This window comes from Streptomyces sp. NPDC002044 (assembly GCF_040296725.1).
In the GTDB taxonomy this organism is placed as follows: Bacteria; Actinomycetota; Actinomycetes; order Streptomycetales; family Streptomycetaceae; genus Streptomyces; species Streptomyces antarcticus.
This window is the reverse complement of sequence record NZ_JBEOXU010000041.1, coordinates 1-23,471: the sequence shown is the minus strand read 5'-3', so window position 1 is coordinate 23,471 and position 23,471 is coordinate 1. Positions and strand designations below refer to the sequence as shown.

General features: G+C 74.5%; 20 protein-coding genes. 8 read left to right on the top strand and 12 right to left on the bottom strand.

Features of this window, described 5'->3' with window-relative positions; all coding sequences use genetic code 11:
* Positions 1 to 15: 15 nt before the first annotated feature.
* From ABT106_RS13530 to ABT106_RS13520, 3 genes are all read right to left on the bottom strand, one after another.
* Positions 16 to 147: a SapB/AmfS family lanthipeptide gene (locus tag ABT106_RS13530; protein WP_351276192.1), complete on the bottom strand. Its 132-nt coding sequence runs from the start codon at positions 145 to 147 to the stop codon at positions 16 to 18.
* A complete protein-coding gene (gene lanKC, locus ABT106_RS13525; protein ID WP_351276190.1) occupies positions 144 to 2,798 on the bottom strand; it encodes a class III lanthionine synthetase LanKC in 2,655 nt (884 codons plus the stop codon). Before lanKC ends, ABT106_RS13530 begins: the two co-directional genes overlap by 4 nt.
* Positions 2,799 to 3,010: 212 nt before the next feature.
* Positions 3,011 to 3,520, bottom strand: a complete 510-nt coding sequence (locus ABT106_RS13520) for an NUDIX hydrolase (protein WP_351276188.1) — start codon at positions 3,518 to 3,520, stop codon at positions 3,011 to 3,013.
* A 407-nt stretch (positions 3,521 to 3,927) separates the two neighbouring features.
* On the opposite strand from ABT106_RS13520, the gene ABT106_RS13515 reads away from it, so the two are divergent.
* A complete protein-coding gene (locus ABT106_RS13515) occupies positions 3,928 to 5,415 on the top strand; it encodes an FUSC family protein (protein WP_351276226.1) in 1,488 nt (495 codons plus the stop codon).
* 24 nt (positions 5,416 to 5,439) lie between these two features.
* Here ABT106_RS13515 and ABT106_RS13510 read toward each other — a convergent pair whose 3' ends face one another.
* Positions 5,440 to 7,758 (bottom strand): HelD family protein, encoded by a 2,319-nt coding sequence (locus tag ABT106_RS13510; protein ID WP_502979347.1) that lies wholly within the window; start codon positions 7,756 to 7,758, stop codon positions 5,440 to 5,442.
* Between the two features lie 154 nt (positions 7,759 to 7,912).
* On the opposite strand from ABT106_RS13510, the gene ABT106_RS13500 reads away from it, so the two are divergent.
* From ABT106_RS13500 to ABT106_RS13490, 3 genes are all read left to right on the top strand, one after another.
* Positions 7,913 to 8,491 carry a GNAT family N-acetyltransferase gene (locus ABT106_RS13500; RefSeq protein ID WP_351276182.1) on the top strand — a complete coding sequence of 193 codons (579 nt, stop codon included), beginning with the start codon at positions 7,913 to 7,915 and terminating at the stop codon, positions 8,489 to 8,491.
* Positions 8,492 to 8,700: 209 nt separating this feature from the next.
* Entirely contained in the window at positions 8,701 to 9,837 is a 1,137-nt protein-coding gene (locus tag ABT106_RS13495; RefSeq protein WP_351276181.1) for a nitric oxide synthase oxygenase, read from the top strand.
* A 57-nt stretch (positions 9,838 to 9,894) separates the two neighbouring features.
* A complete protein-coding gene (locus ABT106_RS13490; RefSeq protein WP_351276179.1) occupies positions 9,895 to 10,980 on the top strand; it encodes a lactonase family protein in 1,086 nt (361 codons plus the stop codon).
* A gap of 90 nt (positions 10,981 to 11,070) precedes the next feature.
* Here the strand turns inward: ABT106_RS13490 and ABT106_RS13485 are convergent, their stop codons facing one another.
* The 3 genes from ABT106_RS13485 to ABT106_RS13475 all read right to left on the bottom strand — a co-directional run bounded on the left by ABT106_RS13485 (position 11,071) and on the right by ABT106_RS13475 (position 13,871).
* Positions 11,071 to 11,985: a sirohydrochlorin chelatase gene (locus tag ABT106_RS13485; RefSeq protein WP_351276177.1), complete on the bottom strand. Its 915-nt coding sequence runs from the start codon at positions 11,983 to 11,985 to the stop codon at positions 11,071 to 11,073.
* Between the two features lie 96 nt (positions 11,986 to 12,081).
* Positions 12,082 to 12,768: a uracil-DNA glycosylase gene (locus ABT106_RS13480; protein WP_351276175.1), complete on the bottom strand. Its 687-nt coding sequence runs from the start codon at positions 12,766 to 12,768 to the stop codon at positions 12,082 to 12,084.
* Positions 12,769 to 12,779: 11 nt separating this feature from the next.
* Entirely contained in the window at positions 12,780 to 13,871 is a 1,092-nt protein-coding gene (locus ABT106_RS13475) for a WD40/YVTN/BNR-like repeat-containing protein (RefSeq protein WP_351276173.1), read from the bottom strand.
* 267 nt (positions 13,872 to 14,138) lie between these two features.
* On the opposite strand from ABT106_RS13475, the gene ABT106_RS13470 reads away from it, so the two are divergent.
* The 3 genes from ABT106_RS13470 to ABT106_RS13460 all read left to right on the top strand — a co-directional run bounded on the left by ABT106_RS13470 (position 14,139) and on the right by ABT106_RS13460 (position 17,139).
* Positions 14,139 to 15,461, top strand: coding sequence for a wax ester/triacylglycerol synthase family O-acyltransferase (locus tag ABT106_RS13470; protein ID WP_351276171.1), 1,323 nt, complete (start codon positions 14,139 to 14,141; stop codon positions 15,459 to 15,461).
* Between the two features lie 80 nt (positions 15,462 to 15,541).
* The gene (locus ABT106_RS13465) at positions 15,542 to 16,642 is read left to right on the top strand and encodes an NADH:flavin oxidoreductase/NADH oxidase (protein WP_351276169.1); all 1,101 of its coding nucleotides are present in this window, start codon (positions 15,542 to 15,544) and stop codon (positions 16,640 to 16,642) included.
* Positions 16,643 to 16,794: 152 nt separating this feature from the next.
* Positions 16,795 to 17,139: an ArsR/SmtB family transcription factor gene (locus tag ABT106_RS13460; protein WP_351276167.1), complete on the top strand. Its 345-nt coding sequence runs from the start codon at positions 16,795 to 16,797 to the stop codon at positions 17,137 to 17,139.
* A 45-nt stretch (positions 17,140 to 17,184) separates the two neighbouring features.
* Here the strand turns inward: ABT106_RS13460 and ABT106_RS13455 are convergent, their stop codons facing one another.
* Positions 17,185 to 18,543: an FAD-dependent oxidoreductase gene (locus tag ABT106_RS13455; protein WP_351276165.1), complete on the bottom strand. Its 1,359-nt coding sequence runs from the start codon at positions 18,541 to 18,543 to the stop codon at positions 17,185 to 17,187.
* Positions 18,544 to 18,596: 53 nt separating this feature from the next.
* Complete coding sequence (locus ABT106_RS13450) at positions 18,597 to 19,256, bottom strand: DUF305 domain-containing protein (RefSeq protein ID WP_351276163.1); 660 nt, start codon at positions 19,254 to 19,256, stop codon at positions 18,597 to 18,599.
* A 76-nt stretch (positions 19,257 to 19,332) separates the two neighbouring features.
* On the opposite strand from ABT106_RS13450, the gene ABT106_RS13445 reads away from it, so the two are divergent.
* On the top strand, positions 19,333 to 20,814 hold the full coding sequence (locus ABT106_RS13445) for an LVIVD repeat-containing protein (protein ID WP_351276224.1): 1,482 nt from the start codon (positions 19,333 to 19,335) through the stop codon (positions 20,812 to 20,814).
* A 31-nt stretch (positions 20,815 to 20,845) separates the two neighbouring features.
* On the opposite strand, the gene ABT106_RS13440 is transcribed toward ABT106_RS13445, so the two are convergent.
* From ABT106_RS13440 to ABT106_RS13430, 3 genes are all read right to left on the bottom strand, one after another.
* Entirely contained in the window at positions 20,846 to 21,478 is a 633-nt protein-coding gene (locus ABT106_RS13440; protein ID WP_351276161.1) for a TetR/AcrR family transcriptional regulator, read from the bottom strand.
* Between the two features lie 40 nt (positions 21,479 to 21,518).
* Positions 21,519 to 22,205, bottom strand: coding sequence for a phosphatase PAP2 family protein (locus ABT106_RS13435; RefSeq protein WP_351276159.1), 687 nt, complete (start codon positions 22,203 to 22,205; stop codon positions 21,519 to 21,521).
* 79 nt (positions 22,206 to 22,284) lie between these two features.
* Positions 22,285 to 23,223 carry a M56 family metallopeptidase gene (locus ABT106_RS13430; RefSeq protein WP_351276157.1) on the bottom strand — a complete coding sequence of 313 codons (939 nt, stop codon included), beginning with the start codon at positions 23,221 to 23,223 and terminating at the stop codon, positions 22,285 to 22,287.
* Positions 23,224 to 23,471: the final 248 nt, after the last annotated feature.

Genomic DNA, 23,471 nt, shown 5'->3' with positions numbered 1-23,471 from the left:
CGGGAAAGACCTGGGTCAGTTACAGGTCGTGATGCTCAGGCTGCTGTCTCCGCAGAGGAGCAGGCTGGCGCGGCTGCCGCCGCCGGTTGCGGCCTCGGTGATCTCTTCCTTGGGGGTTTCCATCGACTGCAGGTCGAGAAGGGTCATGTCGTTTTCCTCTTCTTCGAAGGAGTGTTCCGATGGGTCACGGCCCCGGGGTTCGGGACCGGCTCTGGGGCCACCGCGGCGCGCCGCGGCGGCGGGAGGAACGGCAGCTGCGCGCGCCCGCCGGGCGCGGCGCCGCCGAGGGCGAGCAGGGCGCCCGCGGTGCCCGTGGACAGGTCCATGGACAGGCGCATCAACTGCTCGCCGGGGAAGGCCAGACGGCCCCGGTACGGCACCGCGTGCCGGGCCAGCGCGTCGATCTGGCGGGCGATGTCGGCATCCCGGGTGCCGGGCCCCGGCGTGGTGGTCCGGGCCAGGTGGAGGATCATTCCGGCGGCGCCGCGGAAGAGCCCGGGCTGCGCGTAGAAGGTCGCCTGGGCGGCCCGTACGATCTCCAGCCGGGCCTGCTCGAACCGCGGGTCCGCGGCGTGCCCCAGCCAGTCGTCGAGCACCATGCCGATGCCCACGCTGCCGGCGCCCAGATAGGGCATCGTGCGCCGGCCCTCGTCCACCTGGAGCGTGCCGAACACGCTGGTCACGCAGCGGTCGAGGTCGCGGTGCAGGGCGTCGCCGGCGTGCGACAGGTACTCCCGGTCGCCGGTGCGCTCGTACAGCCGCAGGAAGAGCAGCGCCGGTCCCGATCCGCCGTGCAGCAGGCCCGCGCGGGTCAGCTCCGGGACCGCCCGGGCGGCCAGTTCGGCGCAGCGCACCGCCGCGTCGTGCAGGGCGCCCTCCCCGGTGGACGTGCCGAGCGCGTCCAGGGCCAGTCCGATGCCGGCGAGCCCGCCGTGCAGGTCCGGTCCGACGTGCTGCCAGGGCTGGCGGAGCAGTTGTTCGGCGAGGGAGAGCGCCCGGTCCCGGTGGCCGAGCCGCTCCAGGGTCCACGCGGTTCCGGCGAGCCCGTCGTAGAAGCCGAGCGGGGTCCCGGAGCCGGGTTCCTTGGTCCGGGCCAGCAGCCATTCCTCGGCCTCGGGCCACGGCGCCGCCCCGGTCTCGGCCAGGGCGTACAGCACCCCGGCCGCGCCGTACCCGAAGCCGATGCCGCCACCCTCCGCCGCGAACTGGGCGATGTCGCCGGGGAAGAGCCGGTCCTCGCGGCCGGGCGTGGCCGAGGCGCGGATCGCCGCCGTCATCGAGTCCCGGGCGGCCGGCCAGTCGCCGGGCTCCACGGGGAGATAGGGCCCGTCCGGAGCGGGTATCCGCCCGCCGCCGGCCACGGCCGCGGGGGTGGCCCCGTCCGGCCCGGCGAGGATCTCCTCGACGGCCTCGTCGAGGAACCGGCGCGGTACGGGGAACTGCTCGGCGGCGATGTCGGCCAGGTGCACGGCCTTCGCCCGGTCCAGTACGAGCAGGCTCGTCAGCGGCAGGAACAGGGCGAGCCGCAGGCAGGCGAGGGCGTAGCGGTCCACGGCGAAGCCGCGCCGCCCGGGCGGCGCGACGAACGCCGGATTGGCGACCGTCTGCCGCAGCCCCTCGCCGATGTGCGCGGCGGCCTCGAAGTCCAGGAGGGCGACGGACGGTTCGCCCGCCTCGTCCTCCGCGACCATGATGTTGAAGAGGTGCAGGTCGTTGAAGACCACCCCCCGGGCGTGCACGGCGTCGACGGCCTCCGTCACGAGGCGGTGGATCTTCAGCGCCCAGTCCGTGTAGGCGGCGAGTTCCGCGGGGTCCGGGTCCGCCTCGATGAGCGGGTGCCGGTGGGCGAAGTAGGTGTTGAGCGGCTTGCCCTCCAGGTACTGCATGACCAGGAAGTGGTGCTCGCCGACCGTGAAGGTGCCGCGGACCTCCGGTACGCGGTCCAGCCCGGCCAGCCGTTCGAGGGCCGTGCGCTCCCGGTGCAGCCGCTTCACGGCGTCGGCGCCGTCGGCGGCGAGACCCGCGTACGGCCGGGCCTCCTTGAGCACCACCGGCTCGCCGGTGCGGGTGTCGCGGCCGGCGTACACCCCGCCGCCGTTGGAGAAGTGCAGGGCCCGCTCGACCGTGTAGGGAACCCCGGCGAGGGTGACCGCGGAGCGGGCGTCGAGGTGCGGCTTCAGGAAGCCGGGCAGGTCGAGCCACGCCGGCGGCTGGAACACCGGTCCGCGCGGGTCCGGCACCAGCACGCCGTCCGGGTCCTCGATCGCGGGGACCAGCTCGCCGTTCTCGTCGTAGCAGTGCCGCAGCGTGAAGCTGCCGTAGCGCAGGTGGACGGGACCGGCGCCCCAGCGCAGGTCGCTCAGGATGTACGGGCCGGGTTCGCCGCCGATCAGGGCGTCGAGGTCCTCGGCGATGCGCCGGCACTGCTCGTCGTCCGCCGGGTACACGGTCAGGAACTTCCCGCTGGCCGCGCGGTCGGCGTACTTGGCATTGCGCAGGTGCAGCAGGTAGCGGCTCGGCACGAACTTGAAGGCGATGTGCCGCGCCGTGCAGTAGTCGTACACCCGCTCCAGCACGGATTCGGCGTTGTCCAGGCAGGCCGAGACGTGGATCTTCCAGCCCTGGGAGGGCAGTTCGCATCCGAGGGGCCGCAAGGCGTACCAGTCCCCGCTGCGGTGCGACTGCCACCCCTGCGGTACGGGGGCGAGCGCGGCCCGGTAGTTCTCCTCGGCCCGCCGGTACGGCGCGTCGTAGAACCACTGGTCGGCGTCGCAGAAGGCGGCGTACCCCTTGTTCACTCCTGCTCCCTCGGTCGGCTGCGGACTTACCGTGTCACCCGCGGCGGGCACCGCGACAGTCACGGCTGTCACCGATGGGGTGTGCAGTACGCATGCGTCACTTGGCACGGAAACGCTCAGGAAGCGGTCAGGGGGGAAACGTTCCGATCATCGGTAGGCGTGCGGGCCGACCTGGTCCACCGGGCCACCTGGCCCACCGGGGACGCGGCGTCTCAGTGCTCGACCAGCCCCGCGACCGGGACCGGGGCGACGTGCCCGGTCACCGGGAGGCTCCGCGCCAGGGCGAGACCGACGTCGACCAGGGACGACCGGCGCAGGGAGGCGACCTCGGGGAACGGGGTCCAGACCGACCCGACGGTCTCGCCGTTCGGCTCGGGCCGGAGCACGCCGCCGGTGATGCGGACCCCGTAGAAGACGCCCACGTTCTGGTGGGCGATGCCCGCGTGCGCCTCGGACGCGGGGATCACCCGGGAGTCCACGCCCAGCAGGCGTTCGACCACCGCGTCGCAGCCGGTCTCCTCGGAGACCTCCCGGACCACCGCGTCGAACGGGTCCTCCGCGTGCTCGACCCGGCCGCCCGGAAGGGTCCAGCACCCCGACGCGTGATGGACGAGCAGGACCCGCCCGTCCTCGACGCACACGGCGTACGCCGCCAGCCGGAAGCCGCCCCGCTCCGGCCCGTCCGCGAGCGCCCCGGCCCCACGGCCCGTCTCCTGGTTCATCCGGTCATCTTCACCCACGGGGACCGGCCTTCCGCAACCCGCTCCCGGACGGCGCACCGGATCTCCCGCGCGAGCTCCGCCACGCTCCGGTGGCTCCCCGCCACCCGGCCCGACGCGGACACGGAGGCGGGGCGTCGAGCCGGTCCGATGGTCCGCTCATGGCCGCGGACCGCGGCTCCCGGGTGTGCCATTGGCCCAGTCCCGGCGAGTCCATTTGAGCCATTGCCCCATGAGGTGGTTATCTGTGGCGTATCCATGTACTTACGGCGCCGCGCGGCGCCGGACGGCAACGAAGCCGATCCGGAGCGCGGCGCCTTCGCCGTGCCCGTACGCCGCCCACCACCCCCGGGCGGACCGCGCGCCGGCGTGCGCCATCGCGAGGGGGGCGGCACACCGCCGTGAAGAGGATGTTCGTGGCTCCGGATCCGGGGCGTCTGAGGCTGAGGAACTCGTCCCGCGCCGTCGTCGGCGTCGCGCTCGCCGTGCTGACGGCCGAGCTCGCCGGGCTCTCCCTGACCGCCTCCATCACCGGGGGACTGGCGGCCCTGCTCGCCCTGTTCACCGTGCTCGACCCCACCGTGCGCGCCCAGCGGATCACCACCGCCCTGCTCCCGGTCGCCGGATTCCCGGTGCTGGCGCTGGCCACCACGCTGCACGGGGTGCCGCTCGCCCGGGACGGCGCGTTCCTCGCCGTCGTCTTCGCCGGGGTCTACGCCCGCCGCTTCGGCCCGCGCGGGCACGCCCTCGGCATCTTCGGCTTCATGATGTTCTTCGTGACGCAGTTCCTGCACGCCGTACCGGCCCAGCTCCCCGAGCTGTTCGCCGCCGTCGGGCTGGCGCTGCTGGCGTCCGCCGCCGTGCGCTTCGTGCTGTGGCCCATCGAGCGCCGCACCCCGCCCGCCGCCGCCCCGCCCGGGCTGCCGGGCGCGGGGATCGCCCGGCCCACCACCCGGCAGGCCGTCCAGGCCACCCTGGCCTGCTCCTTCGCCCTCGGCATCGGTCAGGCGCTCTCCGAGGACCGCTGGTACTGGGCCGTCGGCACCGCCTGGTGGATCTTCGTGAACACCGCCTCCCGGGGCGAGACCCTGGTCCGCGGCTTCCGCCGCGTCGTCGGCACCGTCGCCGGCATCGCCGCGGGGCTGCTGATCGCCGTACCGCTGCACGGGGCGCCCGCTCCGACCGCCGCGCTGGTCGCCGTGTGCGTCTTCGGGATCTTCTACACCGCGGCCCCCTCGTACTCCTGGATGATGTTCTTCGTCACCGTCATGGCCGGACTGCTCTACGGGCTCCTCGGGGTCCTGCACCCCGGCCTGCTGCTCCTGCGGTTCCAGGAGACCGCCATCGGCGCCGTCGGAGCCGCCCTCGCCGTGGTCCTCGTGCTCCCGGTCACCACTCACGCCACCAACCACGCCTGGATCCAGCGCGCCCTGCGCTGTGTGCACGCGGCCACCGCGGAAGCCGCGGCCCGTCTCGCCCACACGGCTGGGGCCGACCCCGCCCCGCACGCCGCCGAGCTGGAGCTGCTGCTCGCGCGGGTACGGATGGCCCTCGCCCCGCTGGTGCACCCGCTCAGCCCGTTCCGCGCCCGCAAGGCCCGGGCCCGGCAGGTCGTCGCCCTGCTGGACGAGTGCGCGCGCGAGGTGCGCGGCCTGGCGGCGGTCGCCGCCGACCCGGCGGCCTCGCACGACGCCCGGCTGGCGGCCGCCTGCTGGCGCGTCGAGGCCGCGGTCGAGGCGCTCACCGCCGGCGAACGGGAGCTGGAGCGGCCCACCCAGGCCCGCCCCGCCGCCACCGAACCGGCCGCCCTGGTCCACCTGCACGGCCTGGAGCGGGCCCTCGCCGAGCTGGCGGCGCCCCTGCGCAGCGACCCCCGCAGCCCCCTGGTCCGCGCCTGAGCCACACCCGCGCCCGCGGGGGCCTCAGCAGCGTCGCAGCAGCTCCGCCGGCGCCCCTTCCAGCCCCGCCGGCAGCCGGCCCGCCGTGTGCACCATGCCGAGCGACTGCGTCGCGCGGGTCAGCGCCACGTACAGGTCGCTCGGCCGCAGGGCACCCGGCTCCACCACGACCACCGTGTCGAACTCCAGCCCCTTCGCCTGCCGGGGGCCGAGGAGGACCACCTCGCGGGTCAGGTCCGGCTCGGCGTCCGCCCGGACCCCGGGCAGCACCGCGGCCAGCCCGGCGTGCAGCGCGCGCGGCGCGATCACCGCGAGCCGCCCCCGCTCCGGCCGGTCCCGCTCCCGCAGCTCCCGTTCCACGGCCTGCGCGACGGCTCCCGCCAGGTCGGCGCCGGCGGCGCGCGCCCACGGCCGCACCCCGGTCGACCGTACCGAGCGCGGCGGCTCGAACGCGGGGTCGCGCGCCCGCAGCACCGCCGCCGCCACCTCCATCACCTCGGCGGGCGTCCGGTAGTTCACGTCCAGCCGGACCAGCTCCCAGCGGTCGCCCACGTACGGGTCGAGGGCGCGCTCCCACGCACCGCAGCCCGCCTCCTCCGCCGTCTGCGCCGGGTCGCCGACCAGGGTCATCGACCGGGTCGGGCAGCGCCGCATCAGCAGCCGCCACGCCATCGCCGACAGCTCCTGCGCCTCGTCCACGATGACGTGCCCGAAGGCCCAGGTCCGGTCCGCCGCGGCCCGCTCCGCGGTGCTCCGGTGGTCTGCCTCCTCGTACCGTTCGGCCATCCGCTCGGCGTCGATGACGTCGTGCGCCGCGAGGAACTCGTTCTCCTCGTCCTCGAACTCGTACGAGTCCGAGCCCTGCGACAGGTCCAGCACCCCCTGCGCGTACGCGACGCGCCGCGCCCGCTCCCGCTCCTCGGCGGCCCGCCGGGCGCCGTCGTCCTCCCCGAGCAGCTCGGCCGCCTCGTCCAGCAGCGGTACGTCCGCCGGCGTCCAGTCCGGGGCGCCGGTGTCCGCGCGCCGGATCAGGGCCGCCTCGTGGGCGGGCAGGTGGGTGGGAGCGGCCAGGAAGTCGCGGACCAGCCGCTCGGGGGTGAGGCAGGGCCACAGCGTGTCGATCGCCGCGTGCACGGCGGGGCTCATGGCGATCTCCTTGCCGATCTGGGCGACGTCGTCCGGCCCCAGCAGGTTCGGCCCGCCGTACGGATCGGCGCCGAGCCGGTCCACGAGCCGGTCCGTGAGGGCGTCGACCACCCGGAAGGCGAACGCGGGCCGCGCCCGGTTGTGCGGCAGCCCGGTGGCGCGGGCGTGGTCCCGGGCCGCGTGGGCGATGGTGCGGTCCAGCAGCAGGACCCCGTAGTCGTCGTGGTCGATCTCCAGGGCGGGCTCGGGGACGGTGTCGTACTCCTCGCCGCTGTCCGCCGGCAGGGTCTGCGGCAGGCACTGCCGGTCGGCGACCACCCGGGCCAGCACCTCGGCCATCCCGGCCCGGCCCTTGACCGCGGCGGCTCCGGGACGGTCGGTTCCGGTGGCGCGGACCCCGGGGAACAGCTCGCCCGGCGCCGCGAGCAGCACGCCCGTCTCGCCGAGCGCGGGGAGGACCCCGCCGATGTAGCCGAGGAAGGCGGGGCCGGGGCCGACGATCAGCACCCCGCGCTTGGCCAGCAGCTCGCGGTGGGCGTACAGCAGGTAGGCGGCGCGGTGCAGCGCGACGGCGGTCTTCCCGGTGCCCGGACCGCCCTCGACGACCAGCACCCCGCGGGGGGTGGAGCGGATCACCCGGTCCTGCTCCGCCTGGATGGTGCGCACGATGTCGTGCATGCGGCCCGTCCGGGCGGCGTCGAGCGCGGCGAGCAGCACCGCGTCCGCGTCGGCGGCCTCGTGGCCCGTGCGCTCCGCGTCGGCGAGGTCGAGGATCTCATCGTGGAGGGCGGTGACCTCCCGCCCCCGGCTGCCGATGTGCCGGCGGCGGCGCAGCCCCATCGGGGTGTGGCCGGTGGCCAGGTAGAACGGGCGGGCCACCTCGGCCCGCCAGTCGAGGACAAGGGGGGTTCGGTCCGCGTCGTCCGCGCGGATTCCGATCCGGCCGATGTGCGGATCGCGGCCGTCGGAGAACTCCAGACGGCCGAAACACAGACCGTTCTCCCCGGCATTGAGAGCGGAAAGCAGCCCCGACTGTTCGGCGACCAGGACATCCCGTTCCAGGCGGGCCTGGAATCCGGTGCCGACCTCCCGCAAGGCCCCTGCGACCGCACGTTCGGCCTGGTCACGAAGATCGTCGAGGCGCCGATAGAGATCGGTGACGAATCGCTGCTCTTTCCGGAATTCCTCGGTTGACAATTGCACTCCTGCCGCGTTACAGTGTCGTCGTAAGGTTCTTCACGACTTCGCCTCAGGTAAAGTCGTGAACTGACAAATATACGCTCATCAATCCCTCGGCAGTCAATTGGCCCAGCCAATTCGACCGGGGGATTTTTTGCGTACCGTGGTTCCCATGACCACCGCACCCGGCTCCGCCGACGGCATCGTCTACCGGCTCGCCCGCCCCGAGGACGCCGGCGCCATCGAGGCCCTGGACAGCTCCTTCACCACCGCCACCGTCTTCGAGGTGACGGCGTCCGACACCGGATTCGCCCTCCGCGAGGTGCCCGTGGACCCGCCGGTGCGCAAGGTGTTCCCGCCCGAGGAGCACGACGAGCAGGCGCTCGGCGGCGGCGGGAGGGACAGCGCGGGGGACGCGCGGACCTACGTCGCCCTCCACGGCGGCCGGGTCCGCGGGTTCGCCGCCGTCGGCTACGGCGCCTGGAACCGGCGGCTGACGGTCGAGGACATCGAGGTCGCGCCGGACGACCGGGGGCGGGGCATCGGCCGCGGGCTCATGGAGTGCGCGGCGGACTTCGCCCGCGAACGGGGCGCCGACCACCTGTGGCTGGAGGTCAGCACCGTCAACGCCCCCGCCGTGCACGCCTACCGGCGGATGGGATTCGCCTTCTGCGGCCTCGACACGAGCCTGTACGGCGGCACGCCCGCCGCCGGGGAGCAGGCGCTCTACATGAGCCGGCCCTGCCACTGACCACCCGTACGGCCAACTGCCGGACGGGGGCGGATGATACGCCCCAGTCCGGCCCTCCCGCAGCCCGTCGGCCGAGGAGCACTCGGAGGTGTGTTCCGCACGCGCTTGCGGCACGGCGCTGACCTGCGACACGTACAACGGGTGTGGGGGCATTGCACGTTCATCCGGCACGTCAGGGTGGATCCGGTCGACAGGGGGGATCGCCCGAAATGGAAATACCTCCACAACGTTTCGCCACCGCGCGGGTGTGGGAGGCGGCCGAGGAGTTCATCCGGCTCTTCCACCGGGAGAATCCGGAGGCCGGCGCTCCGGGTGCCCGGCTCGTCGCCGTGCGGGAAGAGCTCGCGCGGACGGGAACCTACCGGCACACCCCGGAGGAGCTGGTCCACGGGGCGCGCGTGGCCTGGCGCAACAGCAACCGCTGCATAGGCAGGCTCTACTGGAACTCCTTGCGGGTCCGCGACCGCCGGGAGCTCGTCGCGTCGGACGAGATCGCCGACGAGTGCTTCGCGCACCTGCGGGAGGCGACCCACCACGGCCGCGTCCGGCCCACCGTCACGGTCTTCGCCCCGGACGCCCCGGACCGCCCCGGCCCGCTGATCTGGAGCGAGCAGCTGGTCCGCTACGCCGGCTACGGCGACCACCCCTCCGTGACCGTCGGGGACGCCCGCAACGCCCCGCTCACCGAAGCCCTGCTCCGGCTCGGCTGGGCCGGCGGCGCCGGCACCCCCTTCGACCTGCTCCCGCTGGTCGTACAAGGGGTGAACGACAAGCCCCGCTGGTTCGACACCCCCGCGGACGCCGTCCTCGAAGTCCCGATCCGCCACCCCGACGACCCCGGCTGGGGAGCGTGGGGCCTGCGCTGGCACGCCGTACCGGCCATCTCCAACATGTGCCTCGAGATCGGCGGCGTCCACTATCCGGCCGCCCCGTTCAATGGCTGGTACATGGGCACCGAGATCGGCGCCCGCAACCTCGCCGACACCGACCGCTACAACCTCCTCCCGGCCGTCGCCCGCAGGCTGGGCCTGGACACCTCCAGCGACCGCTCACTCTGGAAGGACCGCGCGCTCGTCGAACTGAACCGGGCGGTCCTGGACTCCTTCGACCGGGCCGGCGTGACCATCGCCGACCACCACACCGAGTCCCGCCGGTTCCTGACCCACGTCGAGCGCGAGGAGCGCAAGGGCCGGCCCGTGGGCGCGGACTGGTCCTGGATCGTGCCGCCGATCTCCGGCTCGGCCACCCCGGTCTTCCACCGCACGTACGAGGACCGGCCGAGCAGCACCGCGTACGTGCACCACCCCGGCGCTCAGGAACGGGCCCAGGGGCGGGATTTGGTCTAGACCTTCTGTTACCGTCGGCTCCGAACGGATCCGAGAGCGGCGGAGAGGGCGAACCCCGTGGACAGCGACGACATCGTTGACGGCGTGGACGGTACGGACCGGGGCGGCGGACAGCGGGCCCACATCGGCTCGTTCACCTCGGGGGGCGGCCGCGGTGTCACCACCGCGGCCGTCGATCCGGCGACCGGGGCCCTCACCGTGCTCTCGGCCGTCCGGGCCGTCGAGGACCCCTCGTACCTCGCCGTCGCGCGGGACACCGGCGTGCTCTACGCGGTGAGCGAGGCGGAGCCGGGCGCGGTGGCCGCCTTCCGGCCCACGGCCGGGGGCCTGGAGCCGCTCGGCCCGGCCGTCCGCGTCGGCGGCTCCGGCCCCACGCACCTGAGCGTCGCCGGGCGGCGGCTGTTCACCGCGAACTACACGTCCGGAAGCGTCAGCAGCCTGCCGCTCGACGCCGACGGACGTCCGGGCGGCCCCGCCTCGGTCCTCGCGCACCGGGGCTCCGGCCCTGACAGCGGCCGTCAGGAACGCCCCCACGCCCATCAGGTGCTGACCGACCCGACGGGCCGCTGGGTGCTCAGCGTGGACCTCGGCACCGACTCCGTACGGGTCTGCGCGCTCGACCCGGCCACCGGCGCGCTGCGGGTGCACGCCGAGACAGTGCTCCGGGCCGGTACCGGGCCGCGGCACCTCGCGTTCCACCCGGACGGCGCGGTGGTGTACGTCCTGCACGAGCTGGAGCCGCAGCTGACCGTCTGCCGCTGGGACCCGGCGTCCGGGCGGCTGGACCCGGTGGCGGAGGTCCCGGTCGCCTCCGGGGCCGGTGGAGGGGCCGTGGGGCCCTACCCCTCGGCGGTCGTCGTCTCGCCCGACGGGCGCTTCGTCTGGGTCGCCGTCCGGGGCGCCGACACGATCGCCACCCTCTCGCTCGCCGGAGGAGCCGAGAAGCCGCAGCTCACGGGCACCGTCGCCTGCGGCGGCAGCTGGCCGCGCGACCTCGTCGCGGACCCCTCGGGGCGCAGGCTGTACGCGGCCAACGAGCACTCGGGGGACGTCACCTGGTTCGACGTGGACCCGCTGACCGGCCGGCCGCGCCGCGCCGGATCGGTGGCCGTCCCCGCGGCCACCTGTGTGGTCTTCGCCTGACACGCGCCGAAGGGACCGTACCCGGCGCGGGTACGGTCCCTTTCGGTGTGCGGGCCCTTCCAAGGTGTGCGGGCCCTGCCGGGGCGCGGTTCAGTGGGCGGCGGCGCCCTGCGTGATCCCGAGGGCCGCCGAGTACTGCGCGACGGCCAGCTTGCCCAGCGCCGGGTAGGAGCCGAGGACCTCGGCGGTGGCGCAGTCCGCCTCCTTGCACGCGGTGTCCAGGAGGCCCCCGGCCGCTTCCGGGCCGATCACGTACGGGGCGAGGGCCAGCTGCGTCGACCCCTCGCGGCGCAGCTGCTCGGCGACCGCGGCCACCGAACCCTCCTCGTCGAGCGCGGCGGCCTTCACCGGTACGGCGAGACGGGCGGCGAGCAGCATGCCGGTGATCCCGGCGGCCTGCACGGCCTCCTCGCCGCCGGTGGTGGCCAGCACGATGCCGTCGGCGGCGGTGGTCACGGTGAAGAGCCGGGCGCGGTCGGCGCGGGCCAGGCCCGCCTCGGACAGGCGCACGTGCAGACCCTCGGCGAGCAGCGGGTGCGGGCCGAGCACGTCGGCCAGCTCGGCGGCGGCCGAGGACTCCATCAGGGCCTGGCGGATCCGGCGCAGCAGGCCGCCGTCGGGACCGGCCAGCAGGGGCACGACCACGGCGTCCGGGCCGTTCTGCGCGGGCACCTCGTGCCCGGCGGCGCGGGCGAACTCCGCCCGCGCCGCGCGCTCGGCCGCGACGGTGTCCAGCGCACCGGACAGGGACGGGAACTCGGAGGCGTCGTCACCCTCGAGGAAGCCGATCCGGGCGTCGAGGCCCGGCAGCTCGGAGCGGCCGATGCTGATGATCTCTTCCGCGAGACTCCGCGAGGAGGCCGAGGGGGCACCGGGCACGGCGAGCACCAGCGCGGGCGCGCCCTCGGGCGCCGCCGCGGGCTCGGGCCGGCGGTGCCGTCCGGTCTGGCGGGGTCGCGGCATTCGTACGGGCAGGCCATTTGCGGGCCCAGTGGGGGAGCTCATGGCGCCGCATGCTACTGGCTTATCGGAACCGGGTGTTCGGGCAGGGCCTTCTCGGGTGGCATCTGTCCGTATTTATCCGGTGAATGTCAGATACGATCAACTGACGGACGGCAAGCGCCAGTCGACAGGCTGTGACCCCAGGCCCGTGAGCAGGTCGTTCGTCCTGCTGAACGGCCGGGAGCCGAAGAAACCGTAGTCCGCCGACCTGGGGGAGGGGTGCGAGGACTCCACCACCGGGAGTTCGCCGAGCAGCGGCCGCAGATTGCGCGCCGCACGGCCCCACAGGATGGACACCAGCGGCGTGCCGCGCGCGGCGAGCGCGCGGATGGCCTGGTCGGTGACGGCCTCCCAGCCCTTGTCCTGGTGGGCGTTGGGCCGGCGGGGCGCGGTCGTCAGGGCGCGGTTGAGCAGCAGGACGCCCTGCCGGGTCCACGGGGTGAGGTCGCCGTTGGCGGGGCGGCCCGTGCCGAGGTCGCGGTGGAGTTCCAGGAAGATGTTGTCCAGGCTCGGCGGTACGGGACTCACCTCGGGCGCCACCGAGAAGGACAGCCCCACGGCGTGCCCCGGGGTGGGGTAGGGGTCCTGGCCGACGATGAGGACCTTGACCTCGTCGAAGGGCTGCTGGAAAGCGCGCAGCACGTGGGGCCCGGCGGGTAGGTAGCTCCTCCCCGCCGCGATCTCGGCGCGCAGGAAGTCGCCCATGGCGGTGATCTGCCCCGCCACGGGCTCCAGAGCACGGGCCCAGCCCGGCTCGACGATCTCGTTCAACGGTCGTGCTGCCACAGTCGATCACTCTACTGGCCCAGCGTGGCCGCCCGTACACACAGGACGTCGGGAAGGTGCCCGGCCAGCAGCTGCCAGGTGTCGCCGTCGTCGTGGCTCGCGTACAGCTCGCCGTTGCGGTTGCCGAAGTAGACGCCCGCCGGGTCCGCGTCGTCCGTGCACAGCGCGTCGCGGAGCACGGTGCCGTAGTGGTCCCCGTCGGGCAGTCCCTTCGAGAGCGGCTCCCAGGTGGCGCCCGCGTCCCGGGTGCGGAAGACCCGGCACCGGTGCCCGGCCGGCACCCGGTCGGAGTCCGCGTTGAGCGGGAAGAGGTACGCGGTGTCCGCCCGGTGCGGGTGCGCGGCGACCGCGAAGCCGAAGTCGGAGGGGAGGCCGCCGCCGATGTCGGTCCACCGGGCCCCCGCGTCGTCGCTGCGGTAGACCCCCCAGTGGTTCTGCAGGTACAGCCGGCCGTTGTCCGCGGCGTCCTGGGCGATCTTGTGCACGCACTGGCCGAACTCGGGGTGCGGATCGGGCAGGAAGACCGCGGAGACCCCGTCGTTCGACGGCGACCAGCTGGCCCCGCCGTCCGCGCTGCGGAACACCCCGGCCGTGGAGACGGCCACCGTCAGCGCCTCCGGGTCGCGCGGGTCGGTGATCACCGTGTGCAGTCCCTCGCCGCCGCCCCCGGGCTCCCATTTCGACCGGCTCGGGTGCTCCCACAGCGGCCGGACCAGCTCGAAGGAGTCGCCGCGGTCCGTGGAGCGGAACAGGGCGGCCGGCTCGGTCCCCGCGTAGACCACGTCCGGGGCCTCGGGGCCCGCGGGGTGCAACTGCCAGACCCGCTCCAGGGAGGCGCCGGTGTCCTTGGGGAACTTCACGGCCGCCGCGGCCGGCTCCCGCCAGGTCGCCCCGAGGTCGTCGGAGCTGAAGACGGACGGCCCCCAGTGCAGGCTGTCCGCGCCGGCCAGCAGCCGTGGCGCGGGCCCCCGCCGGTCGACGGCTACCGCGTAGACGGCCTGGGCGTTGAAGTGGGGCCCGTCGAACTCCCACCCGCCGCCGCCCCGCCGACGGCCGACGAAGAGTCCTTTGCGGGTTCCCACGAGCAGTAGTACGTCGGCCATGGCCGGCACCTCCGGACGTCGTTCACTGGCGTTGGCTTCCTGCGGGAACCGCCCGGGAGCCCGTGCGGCGCCCGCCGTGCGGGTCTTTCCGGCCAGTCTGCACCCGCCCACCGACAGGGGCCCGGCGGGCGGCACGGTGGGTCTCGCGACTGATCGGTGCAGATCATTTACCCGATCATTTACCCGACAGAAATGACTGCTGCTTGCATGTAGGTGTTCGGAATGGATTGACTTCAGGCCACTGCCGCCACACGCGAGAGGACCCACGTGGCCACCGAGCAACTTTCGCCGCTCGACCTCGCCTTCTGGCGGATCGAATCCAGCGCCCACCCCATGCACCTGGGCGCCCTCGCGGTCCTCCGGGCCGCCGGACCCGGCGCCGCCGAGCGCGCCGCGGAACTGCTCGCCGCGCGCTGCGCCGCCGTACCGGGCCTGCGCCGCCGGATCCACGACGTACTCCTGCCGGTCGGAGCGGCCGCCTGGTCACCGGATCCGGACTTCGACGCGGCCCGGCACGTGTTCCTCGTACGGACCGGGAACGCCACCGCGCACGAGGCGGCGGGCCCGCTCATGGCCCGGCCGCTCGACCGGGACCTGCCGCCCTGGGAGGCGCACGTGCTCGCCGGGCCGGAACCGGACTCCTTCGCGGTGCTGTTCAAGTTCCACCACGCGCTCGCCGACGGCCTCGGCGCCCTCGCGCTCGCGGCCTCGCTCTTCGACGAGGGCCCGGCCCCGCGCACCCCCGCCGCCGCCCGGCCGGTCCCCGCCCAGAGGGACGCCGGCTCCGCCCTGCGCCGACTGCCCGGTGTCCTGGCCGCCCGGGTCCAGGACGTCGGCCAGGCCCTGGAGATCGGGGCCGCCGTGGCCCGCTCCGGGCTCCCGCTCGGCGTGCCCGGGGCGCTGGTCGCCGGCCCGGACGGGTCCGCCCGCGCGGTCGCCGGTCTCGCCCTCGGCCTGGACGAGGTCAACCTGGTGCGCAAGGCCGCCGGAGGGACCGTCAACGACGTGCTGATCGCCATGGTCGCGGGCGCGCTGCGCCGCTGGCTGGAGGAGCGCGGCGACCCCGCGCCCCGCGGACCGGGCCCGCGCGCGCTGATCCCCGTCTCCCGCCGCGGCCGGGCCGGGGCCGGCGGCGGGAACCGGCTCTCCGGCTACCTGCTGCGGCTGCCCCTCGCCGAGCGGGACCCGCTGCTGCGCCTGGACCGGGTCCGGGCCGCCATGGACCGCAACAAGGACGCCGGGCCCGCCCGCGGCGCCGGAGCCGTCGCCCTGCTCGCCGACCACGTCCACCCGCTCGGTCACCGCCTCGGCGGCCCGCTCGTCGCCCAGGCCGCCCGGTTGCTCTTCGACATCCTGGTCACCAGCGTTCCGCTGCCCGGTCTGACCTTCTCGCTCGGCGGCAGCACGGTCCGCGAGGTCTACCCCCTCGCCCCGCTGGCGCGCGGCCAGTCCCTGGCCGTCGCCGTCTCCACGTACAAGGGGACGGTCCACTACGGGCTGGTCGCCGACGCGGCCGCCGTCCCTGATCTGGCCGCCCTGACGGGGGCGCTGCGCGCGGAGCTGGACGCGCTTGTACGAGAGGTCTCGTAGTACGAGGGGATTCGTAGTACGGTGGTTCTCGTACTTAGCCGCCGATCCCCGGCGCGCCCGGTGACGTCTGGAGAGTCCTGATGAGTGCTGCCCCCATCGCCTTCGCCGCCCTGTTCGCGCCGTACACCCTGCGGTCGGTCACCGTCCCGAACCGCGTGTGGATGGCGGCGATGTGCCAGTACAGCGCCGAGCCCTCCGGGCCGAACGCCGGCGTGGCCGGCGACTGGCACTTCGCGCACTACGCCGCCCGCGCCGTCGGGGGCGCCGGCCTCATCGTCCAGGAGGCCACCGCGGTCTCTCCGGAAGGCCGGATCTCCCCCTACGACCTCGGCATCTGGAACGACACCCAGGTCGAGGCGCTGCGCCGGATCACCGCCTTCGTGAAGTCCCAGGGCGCGGTCCCCGCGATCCAGCTCGCCCACGCCGGCCGCAAGGCGTCGACCGACCGGACCTGGAAGGGCGGCGCCCCCGTCGGCCCCGAGGCCCACGGCTGGCAGCCGGTCGCCCCCAGCGCCGTGCCGTTCCACGAAGGCCGCCCGGTGCCCCACGAACTGACCGTCGATCAGATCCACGAGATCACCGCGCAGTTCGCGGCCGCCGCCGAACGGTCGCTGGCCGCGGGATACGAGGTCGTGGAGGTGCACGGCGCCCACGGCTACCTGATCGGGGAGTTCCTCTCCCCGCACAGCAACCGGCGCACCGACGCGTACGGCGGCTCCTTCGGGAACCGCACCCGCTTCGCGCTCGAAGTGGTCGACGCCGTACGGGCGGTGTGGCCCGTGGAACTCCCGCTGTTCTTCCGGATCTCCGCCACCGACTGGCTGGAGGAGGACGGCTGGACCGCGGACGAGACGGTCCGGCTGGCCGGCCTGCTCCAGGAGCACGGGGTGGACCTCCTCGACGTCTCCACCGGCGGGCTCGCCCCCGGGGTGACGATCCCGGTCGGCCCCGGCTACCAGGTGCCGTTCGCGGCCCGGGTCAAGGCCGAGACCTCGCTCCCGGTGGCCGCCGTCGGCCTGATCACCGAGCCGGAGCAGGCCGAGAAGATCCTCGCCAACGGCGAGGCGGACGCCGTGCTGCTCGGCCGCGAGCTGCTGCGCGACCCCTACTGGGCCCGCCGCGCGGCCGCCGAACTCGGCGGGGAGCTCCGTACCCCGGAGCCGTACCACCTCTCCTGGTGAACCGGACGCGGCGCGGACGCCCCCGTCCGCGCCGCGCGCCACCGGTCCTACGACGGCTCTCGTACGATGGTGCCGGGCACGACGGGCCCCGGGCGAGTGGTGGTTCGGGCGAACCGTGCGCGCCGAGTGAGTCGAGCGAGTGGAGCAGGGACATGACGGAACGCGACACGGCCCGCGCCCTCGCCCACCCCGAGGCCGCCGAGATCCGGCTGGAGGGCGTGCTCCACGCGCTCTCCGACCCGGTCCGGCTCTCCATCACCCGGGACCTCGCCGTCTCCGCCGCCGACCTGGCCTGCTCGCACTTCGACCTGCCGGTCACCAAGTCGACCACCACGCACCACTTCCGCGTGCTGCGGGAGAGCGGCGTCGTACGCCAGACCTACCGCGGCACCACCAAGCTCAACGCCCTGCGCCGCGAGGAGCTGGAGGCCCTCTTCCCGGGTCTCCTCGACTCCGTCCTCACGGCCGCGGCGGCCGAGGAAGCCCGCCTGGCGTAGCCGCGCGGCCGCCACGGCCCGGCGGCCCCCGTCCGGCAGTCCGGCCTACGTCCGGCCGGCCGCGCCCAGCAGGCCGTCCCAGTCCGGGATCTTCACCGAGCGGCGCCCCAGCGACCGGCCCAGTTCCGCCTCGGCCGCCTCGACCGCCAGCCACCCCGGCCACTCCACCGGACGCAGGCCCGCCGACCGCATCGCGTCCAGCGGGTCGCCGGGCAGCTCGCGCAGGGCCAGCCGCCCCGCGTCCTGGAGCAGCGAGGACGCCGTCTCCTTCGCGCAGGGGCGGTTGGTGCCGATCACCCCCGTCGGGCCGCGCTTGATCCACCCCGCCACGTACTCGCCCACCGAGGCCCGGCCCCCGCGCAGCACCCGGCCCGCCGCGTGCGGGACCGTGCCCCGCACCGGGTCGAAGGGCAGACCGGCCAGGGGGACGCCCCGGTACCCCACCGAGCGCAGCACCAGCTGCGCCGGGACGACCTCGTACGCCCCCGTCCCCGTCACTCCGCCGTGCCCGTCCGGGGCGGTCCGCTCGAAGCGCACCCCGGTGACCCGGCCGTCCGGGCCGCCCAGCACCTCCGACGGGCGCAGGTAGAACCGCAGCGTGATCGCGCGCGGCCCGCCGGTCGCGCCGCCCTCGGCCCAGCCGCGCAGCGCCTCCACGTTCCGCCGGGCCACCGCGGGCAGCGCGGCGGCCGCGACCGGATCGGCGTACGCGGGGTCCAGGGCCAGCTCGGCGGGATCCACGCGGGCGTCCACCCCCGGCAGCGTGCCCAGTTCCCGCAGTTCCTTGGTGGTGAACCTCGCCTGTGAGGGGCCGCGTCGGGCGACCATCGCCACCGCGCGCACCCCGCTGTCCGCGAGCGCGCCGAGCGCCGGCTGCGGCATGTCCGTCGGGGCCAGTTCGGCCGCGCCCCGGGCCAGGATCCGGGTGACGTCCACGGCGACGTTGCCCGCCCCGACGACCACGGCCGACTCCACCCCGGCCAGGCCGAAGGCGGCCGTCGCGGCGTCCGGGTGCCCGCTGTACCAGGCCACGAAGTCCGTCGCGGAGCGCACCCCCGCCAGGTCCTCGCCGGGGATGCCGAGCAGCCGGTCCCGCGCCGCCCCCACGCAGTACACGACCGCGTGGTACAGCTCCAGCAGCCGCCCCGGGGGCAGTGCCTCCCCGCCGACCTCGACGTTCCCGAGGAAACGGATCCGCTCGTCCTCCAGCACGGCGCGCAGGCTGCCCTGCAGCGATTTGATCTTCTCGTGGTCGGGGGCGACCCCGTAGCGCACCAGTCCGTACGGGGCCGGCAGCCGGTCCAGGACGTCGACCCGGACGCCGGGCACCTCGCGCTGCTGTACCAGGGTCTGCGCGGCGTAGACCCCGCTGGGGCCCGATCCGACGACGGCGATGTGAAGCACGGCGGAGCTCCTCACGCGGGTGGTCACCAGCATGACACCGGGTGCCGGGGCCGTCAGCCCATGGCGCGCATCCGGTGGATCTCGGCGCTCTGCGTGGCCACGACCTCGTTGGCCATCTCCTCGACCGCCACGTTGTTGCCGCCGGCCAGCGCCTCGCCGGCCATCTTCACGGCGCCCTCGTGGTGGGCGGTCATCAGCTTCAGGAAGAGCCGGTCGAAGTCGGCCCCCGAGGCCGCGGCCAGGTCCGTCAGCTGCCGCTCGGTGGCCATGCCCGGCATCGTGCCGTGGTCGTGCGGGTGCGCGCCGGAGTCCGCCTGCGGCGCGGGGTGCAGGGCCGACCACTTCTCCATCGCCCCGATCTCGGGCCGCTGGGCGGCCTCGATCCGCTCCGCCAGGCGTCGGACGCCGTCCGCCGCGGCCCGCGCCGGCGCCAGCGCGCTCATCGTCAGGGCCTGCCGGTGGTGCTCGGTCATGTTCCGCACGTAGGTCCGGTCGGCGGCGTTGGCGCTGTCGTCGGGCTTCTCCCGCGCGGCCTGTTCGGGTGTGAGCGTGCGCGCCTGCTCGCCGGGCCTGCCGGGCGCGACGATCACGGCCCGGCCGTCGTCGGCGCGGTCCCGCGGCCGGTCCGCCTGGCAGCCGGCGAGTGCCGACAGGAGGCCGGCGGCCACAACCGCTCCGGAGAATCGGCCGAGTGGCCCTTTTGCCATGTCCATGAAAGGAAGATACTGCCGGGGTCCTGGTTCCGCGCCCACCCGGCGAGGAACCGATCGGACTCCCATGGGAGGCACAGTGACCTCGTTGCACACCATCAGAGTGCGGAAAAGGAGTCTGGGAGCGGTCGTCGCGGCGGCCGGCCTCGCCACGCTCCTGGCCGCCGGCCCCGCGGCCGCCACACCGGATCCGGGTGAGATGTCGCCGGGAACGGCCGGACAGCAGGAGTCGGGCCTCGTCGAGGGCCGGGCGCTCGCCCCGGGCGAGATACCCGGCCAGGACGAGATCGTGCACAGTGCCAACATCAAGCCGCTGGCCAACATCCCGAGCGCCGACCCCACCGTGATCAACTCCGACCTGGCGTTCCAGGGCAGGTACGCGTACGCGGGCAACTACAACGGCTTCACGATCTACGACATCGGGAACCCGAAGGCACCGAAGACGGTCACCCAGGTGCTCTGCCCGGGCGGCCAGAACGACATCTCCGTCCACGGCGACCTGCTCTTCCTCTCCACCGACTCCTCGCGCAGCGACGACTCCTGCAACAGCGTCTCGCAGCCCGCCACGGAGAAGTCCTCGTGGGAGGGCATCAAGATCTTCGACATCAAGGACAAGAAGAACCCCAAGTACATCAAGTCCGTGGAGACCGCCTGCGGTTCCCACACCCACACCCTGGTGCCGGGCAGCCGCGACCTCTACCTCTACGTCGCCTCCTACTCGCCGAACGAGGCCTTCCCCGACTGCAAGCCGCCGCACGACGGCATCTCCGTGGTGAAGGTCCCGAAGAAGGCGCCGACGAAGGCCGCCGTCGTCGCCTTCCCGATCCTCTTCCCGGACGGCGGCAACCCGGGCGGGCCCGCCAACCCGGGCGTCTCCAAGACCACCGGCTGCCACGACATCACCGTGCTGCCCTCGAAGAACCTCGCCGCCGGAGCCTGCATGGGTGACGGCATCCTCTTCGACATCAGCAGGCCCGAGCAGCCACGGGTCATCGACCGGGTCCAGGACAACGTGAACTTCGCGTTCTGGCACTCGGCGACCTTCAACGAGCGGGCGAACAAGGTGGTGTTCACCGACGAGCTCGGCGGCGGTGGCGGCGCCACCTGCAACGAGGCCACCGGCCCCCACCGGGGCGCCGACGGGATCTACGACATCACCGGCCGCGGGGACCAGCGCAAGCTCGCCTTCCGCAGCTACTTCAAGATCCCGCGCCACCAGGCCGACACCGAGAACTGCGTGGCCCACAACGGCTCGCTGGTCCCGGTCGGCGGCGGCCGCGACATCATGGTCCAGGCCTGGTACCAGGGCGGCATCTCGGTCTGGGACTTCACCGACTCCTCCAGGCCCAAGGAGATCGGCTACTTCGAGCGCGGCCCGCTCACCACGGACGTGCTCGGGCTCGGCGGCTCCTGGTCGGCGTACTACTACAACGGTCACATCTACTCGAACGACATCACCAAGGGCCTCGACGTGCTCAGGCTCGACGACTGGCGGACGGTGAGCGCCAAGTGGGTGCGGATGGACCGGCTCAACGTCCAGACCCAGCCCGAGTACCACTAGCGACCGGCCGGCGGCCCGCGGGCCGCCGCTCCTAGCGGGGAAAGGTTCCGCCGGGTGGTCCTCCGTCCGGCGGGACGCCCAGCTCCCAGTCCAGCCCGTACCGCTGGAACAGCTCCGCCCGCAGCCGGGACGCCGGCATCGGCGCCCCCGGCAGCAGCACCGCCACCACCGCGCCCATCAGCAGCGCCCGCAGCAGTGGATAGTCGGCGTCCACGTCCGCCGAGCCGTACCGGGCCATCGTGTCCCGCAGCAGCTCGGCGAGCCGCTGCTGCTCCTGGCACCGGATGAAGCCCTCCGCCTGCAGGATGCCCGCCATGTGCGTCCGCATCAGCCGCGGATGGTCCCGCGCCAGTCCCAGCGTCGCGTCGATGGCGCGGGCGAGGCGCTCGCGGCCCTCGTCCGCACCGCGGGGGCGCGGCTCGCGCTCCAGCGCCGCGGACAAGGTCAGGTGCATCAGCCGGTGCACCGCCGACTGCAGCAACTGCCGCTTGCCCGGGAAGTAGTACGAGACCAGACCCCGTGCCGCGCCCGCCCGGTCGGCGATGTCGCCGAGTCGCGTGGCCTCGTAGCCGCGCTCGGCGACGAGGTCGACCGTGGCCTGCAGCAGCCGTTCCCTGGAACGTCTGCGCAATTCTTCATTGACCGATGCGCTGCGCGGGACCATGCTTGCTCCTGCTGCGTTGACTGGCTCTGAGCCAATATACTCAGCGCGCGGAGTCGCCTGCTCTGGGTGACACGGGGGATCGCCCAGAGCAGGCACGCCCGTGGCAGCCGTACGCGGACGTCGCGACAGCCACCAGGGCCACGCCCAGGAGCCAGCCCGCGAGGACGTCCGAGGTCCAGTGCACCCCGAGGTAGAGCCGGGTGAAGCCGACCCCGAGCACCGAGACGACGGCCACCGCCCAGGCGGCGGCGACCGCCCACCGCGGTGTCGCACCGGGCAGCAGCCACAGCAGCATCCCGCACACCACCGTCGCGGTCATGGCGTGGCCGGACGGGTAGGCCGCGTAGTGCGCCGAGTCGACCGGGTCCGGCCACTGAGGACGCTCCCGCCCCACCAGGGCCTTGAGTCCCTGCTGCACCACCGACGCCACCACCGTGGCCAGGGCCACCCGCAGCGCCCGCCGACGCTCGCCCCGCCACCACAGCGCGACGCAGGCCACGGCGGCCAGGGCGCGCATCGTCCAGGGGTCCCACACCCAGTCGGAGAGCACCCGCATCAGGCGGGTGGTGCCCGGACCGGCGACCGCGCGGGCGTGCAGGTCGCGGGCGATCCGGCCGTCGAGAGAGAGCAGCGGCTCCCACCGCGCCACCACCAGCACGGTCAGGGCGACCGCCAGCAGCGCGCAGCCGATGCCGGTCCAGCGCAGGTGTCGGTCGTCGTTCCGCATGCGCCCGATCGTCGCACCGGCGGCCCCCGAAGGGCTCCGGGCGCGCCCGGGACCGTCCGGCGGCGGGCACCCGGGCCGGCTAGGACAGCGCGCTCAGGCCCGGTACGAACGCCACCAGCAGCGGCACCGCCGGCACCAGCGCGGCCAGCGCCGTCAGCCGCAGCCGCCGGCCGGCCGACAGCCGGGGCGCGGCGGACAGCAGCCGCCGTACCCGCTGCGGGACGTGGGCCTGCGGCGCCGGGGACGGCCCGAACACCCCGCGGTCCTCGTTGAGCCCGACCAGGGCCAGCGCGGTCGTCAGCCGCCCGAAGCGGCGCGAGGCCACGTCGTCGGCGGCCAGTTCGACCAGGCGGTGCATCTGCGCCTCGAACGCCGCGAAGACCGGCACCTGCGGGAACCCCCGGGACAGCGCGCGCGAGCAGTGCAGCAGCCAGTCGTGCCGGGCCGCCGCGTGGCCCTGCTCGTGGGCCAGTACGGCGTCCAGCTGGCTCCCCTTCAGCCGCGCCAGGGCCGCCGTCGTGACCACCAGCTGCGGGGCCGCGCCGGGCAGCCACCAGGCGTCCGGCCGCGGGCCCTCCAGGACGACCAGCCGTGCGCCCGCCGGTTCCTCGCCGGGCAACAGCGGTGCGCGCAGGCGCAGTTCGGTGTCCTGGACCCGGCGCCGGGTGCGTGCCCGGAGCACCTCGCGGCCCAGCATCGCCCCGGTCCACAGCGCTCCGGCCCCCAGCAGCAGCGCGGTGCCGGTGGCCCAGGTGCCTCCGGAGGCGCCGAGGGCGTAGGCGTCGACCACACCGTGCGGGGCGGCGGCGAAGAGCCGGCCGCGGACCACCTGCCAGGCGGCCGCCGCGCTCAGCAGCATCGACAGGCCGAAGCACAGGAGCACCGCGGCCACCACGCACTGCCACACCCACAGGGCGACCACGGGTTCGCGCTCCGGCCACCGGGCCCGTCGCAGCAGGCGGGGGGCGAGCACCGCGGTCAGGGCGCCGAGCAGCAGGAGAACGGCGGGGACCATCATGTCCGCCAGCCTATGAGCGCGGGCCTGCCTGCGGGTACGGCCCCGGGGCTTTGGTGACGCAGGACACGTCTCCGGCGGAGGTCACATCGGGAGCCGCGCGGAGGTCACATCGGGAGCAGCATCGCCAGCATGCCGATCCCCATGGCGAGCCGGCAGGCCCGGAGCAGCTCGGCCGGCTTCGGCTGGGCCGTCGCCGCGGACGCCGCCCCGCGCCCCCCGGCCGCCGCCGAGCCGCCCCCCCCCCCCCC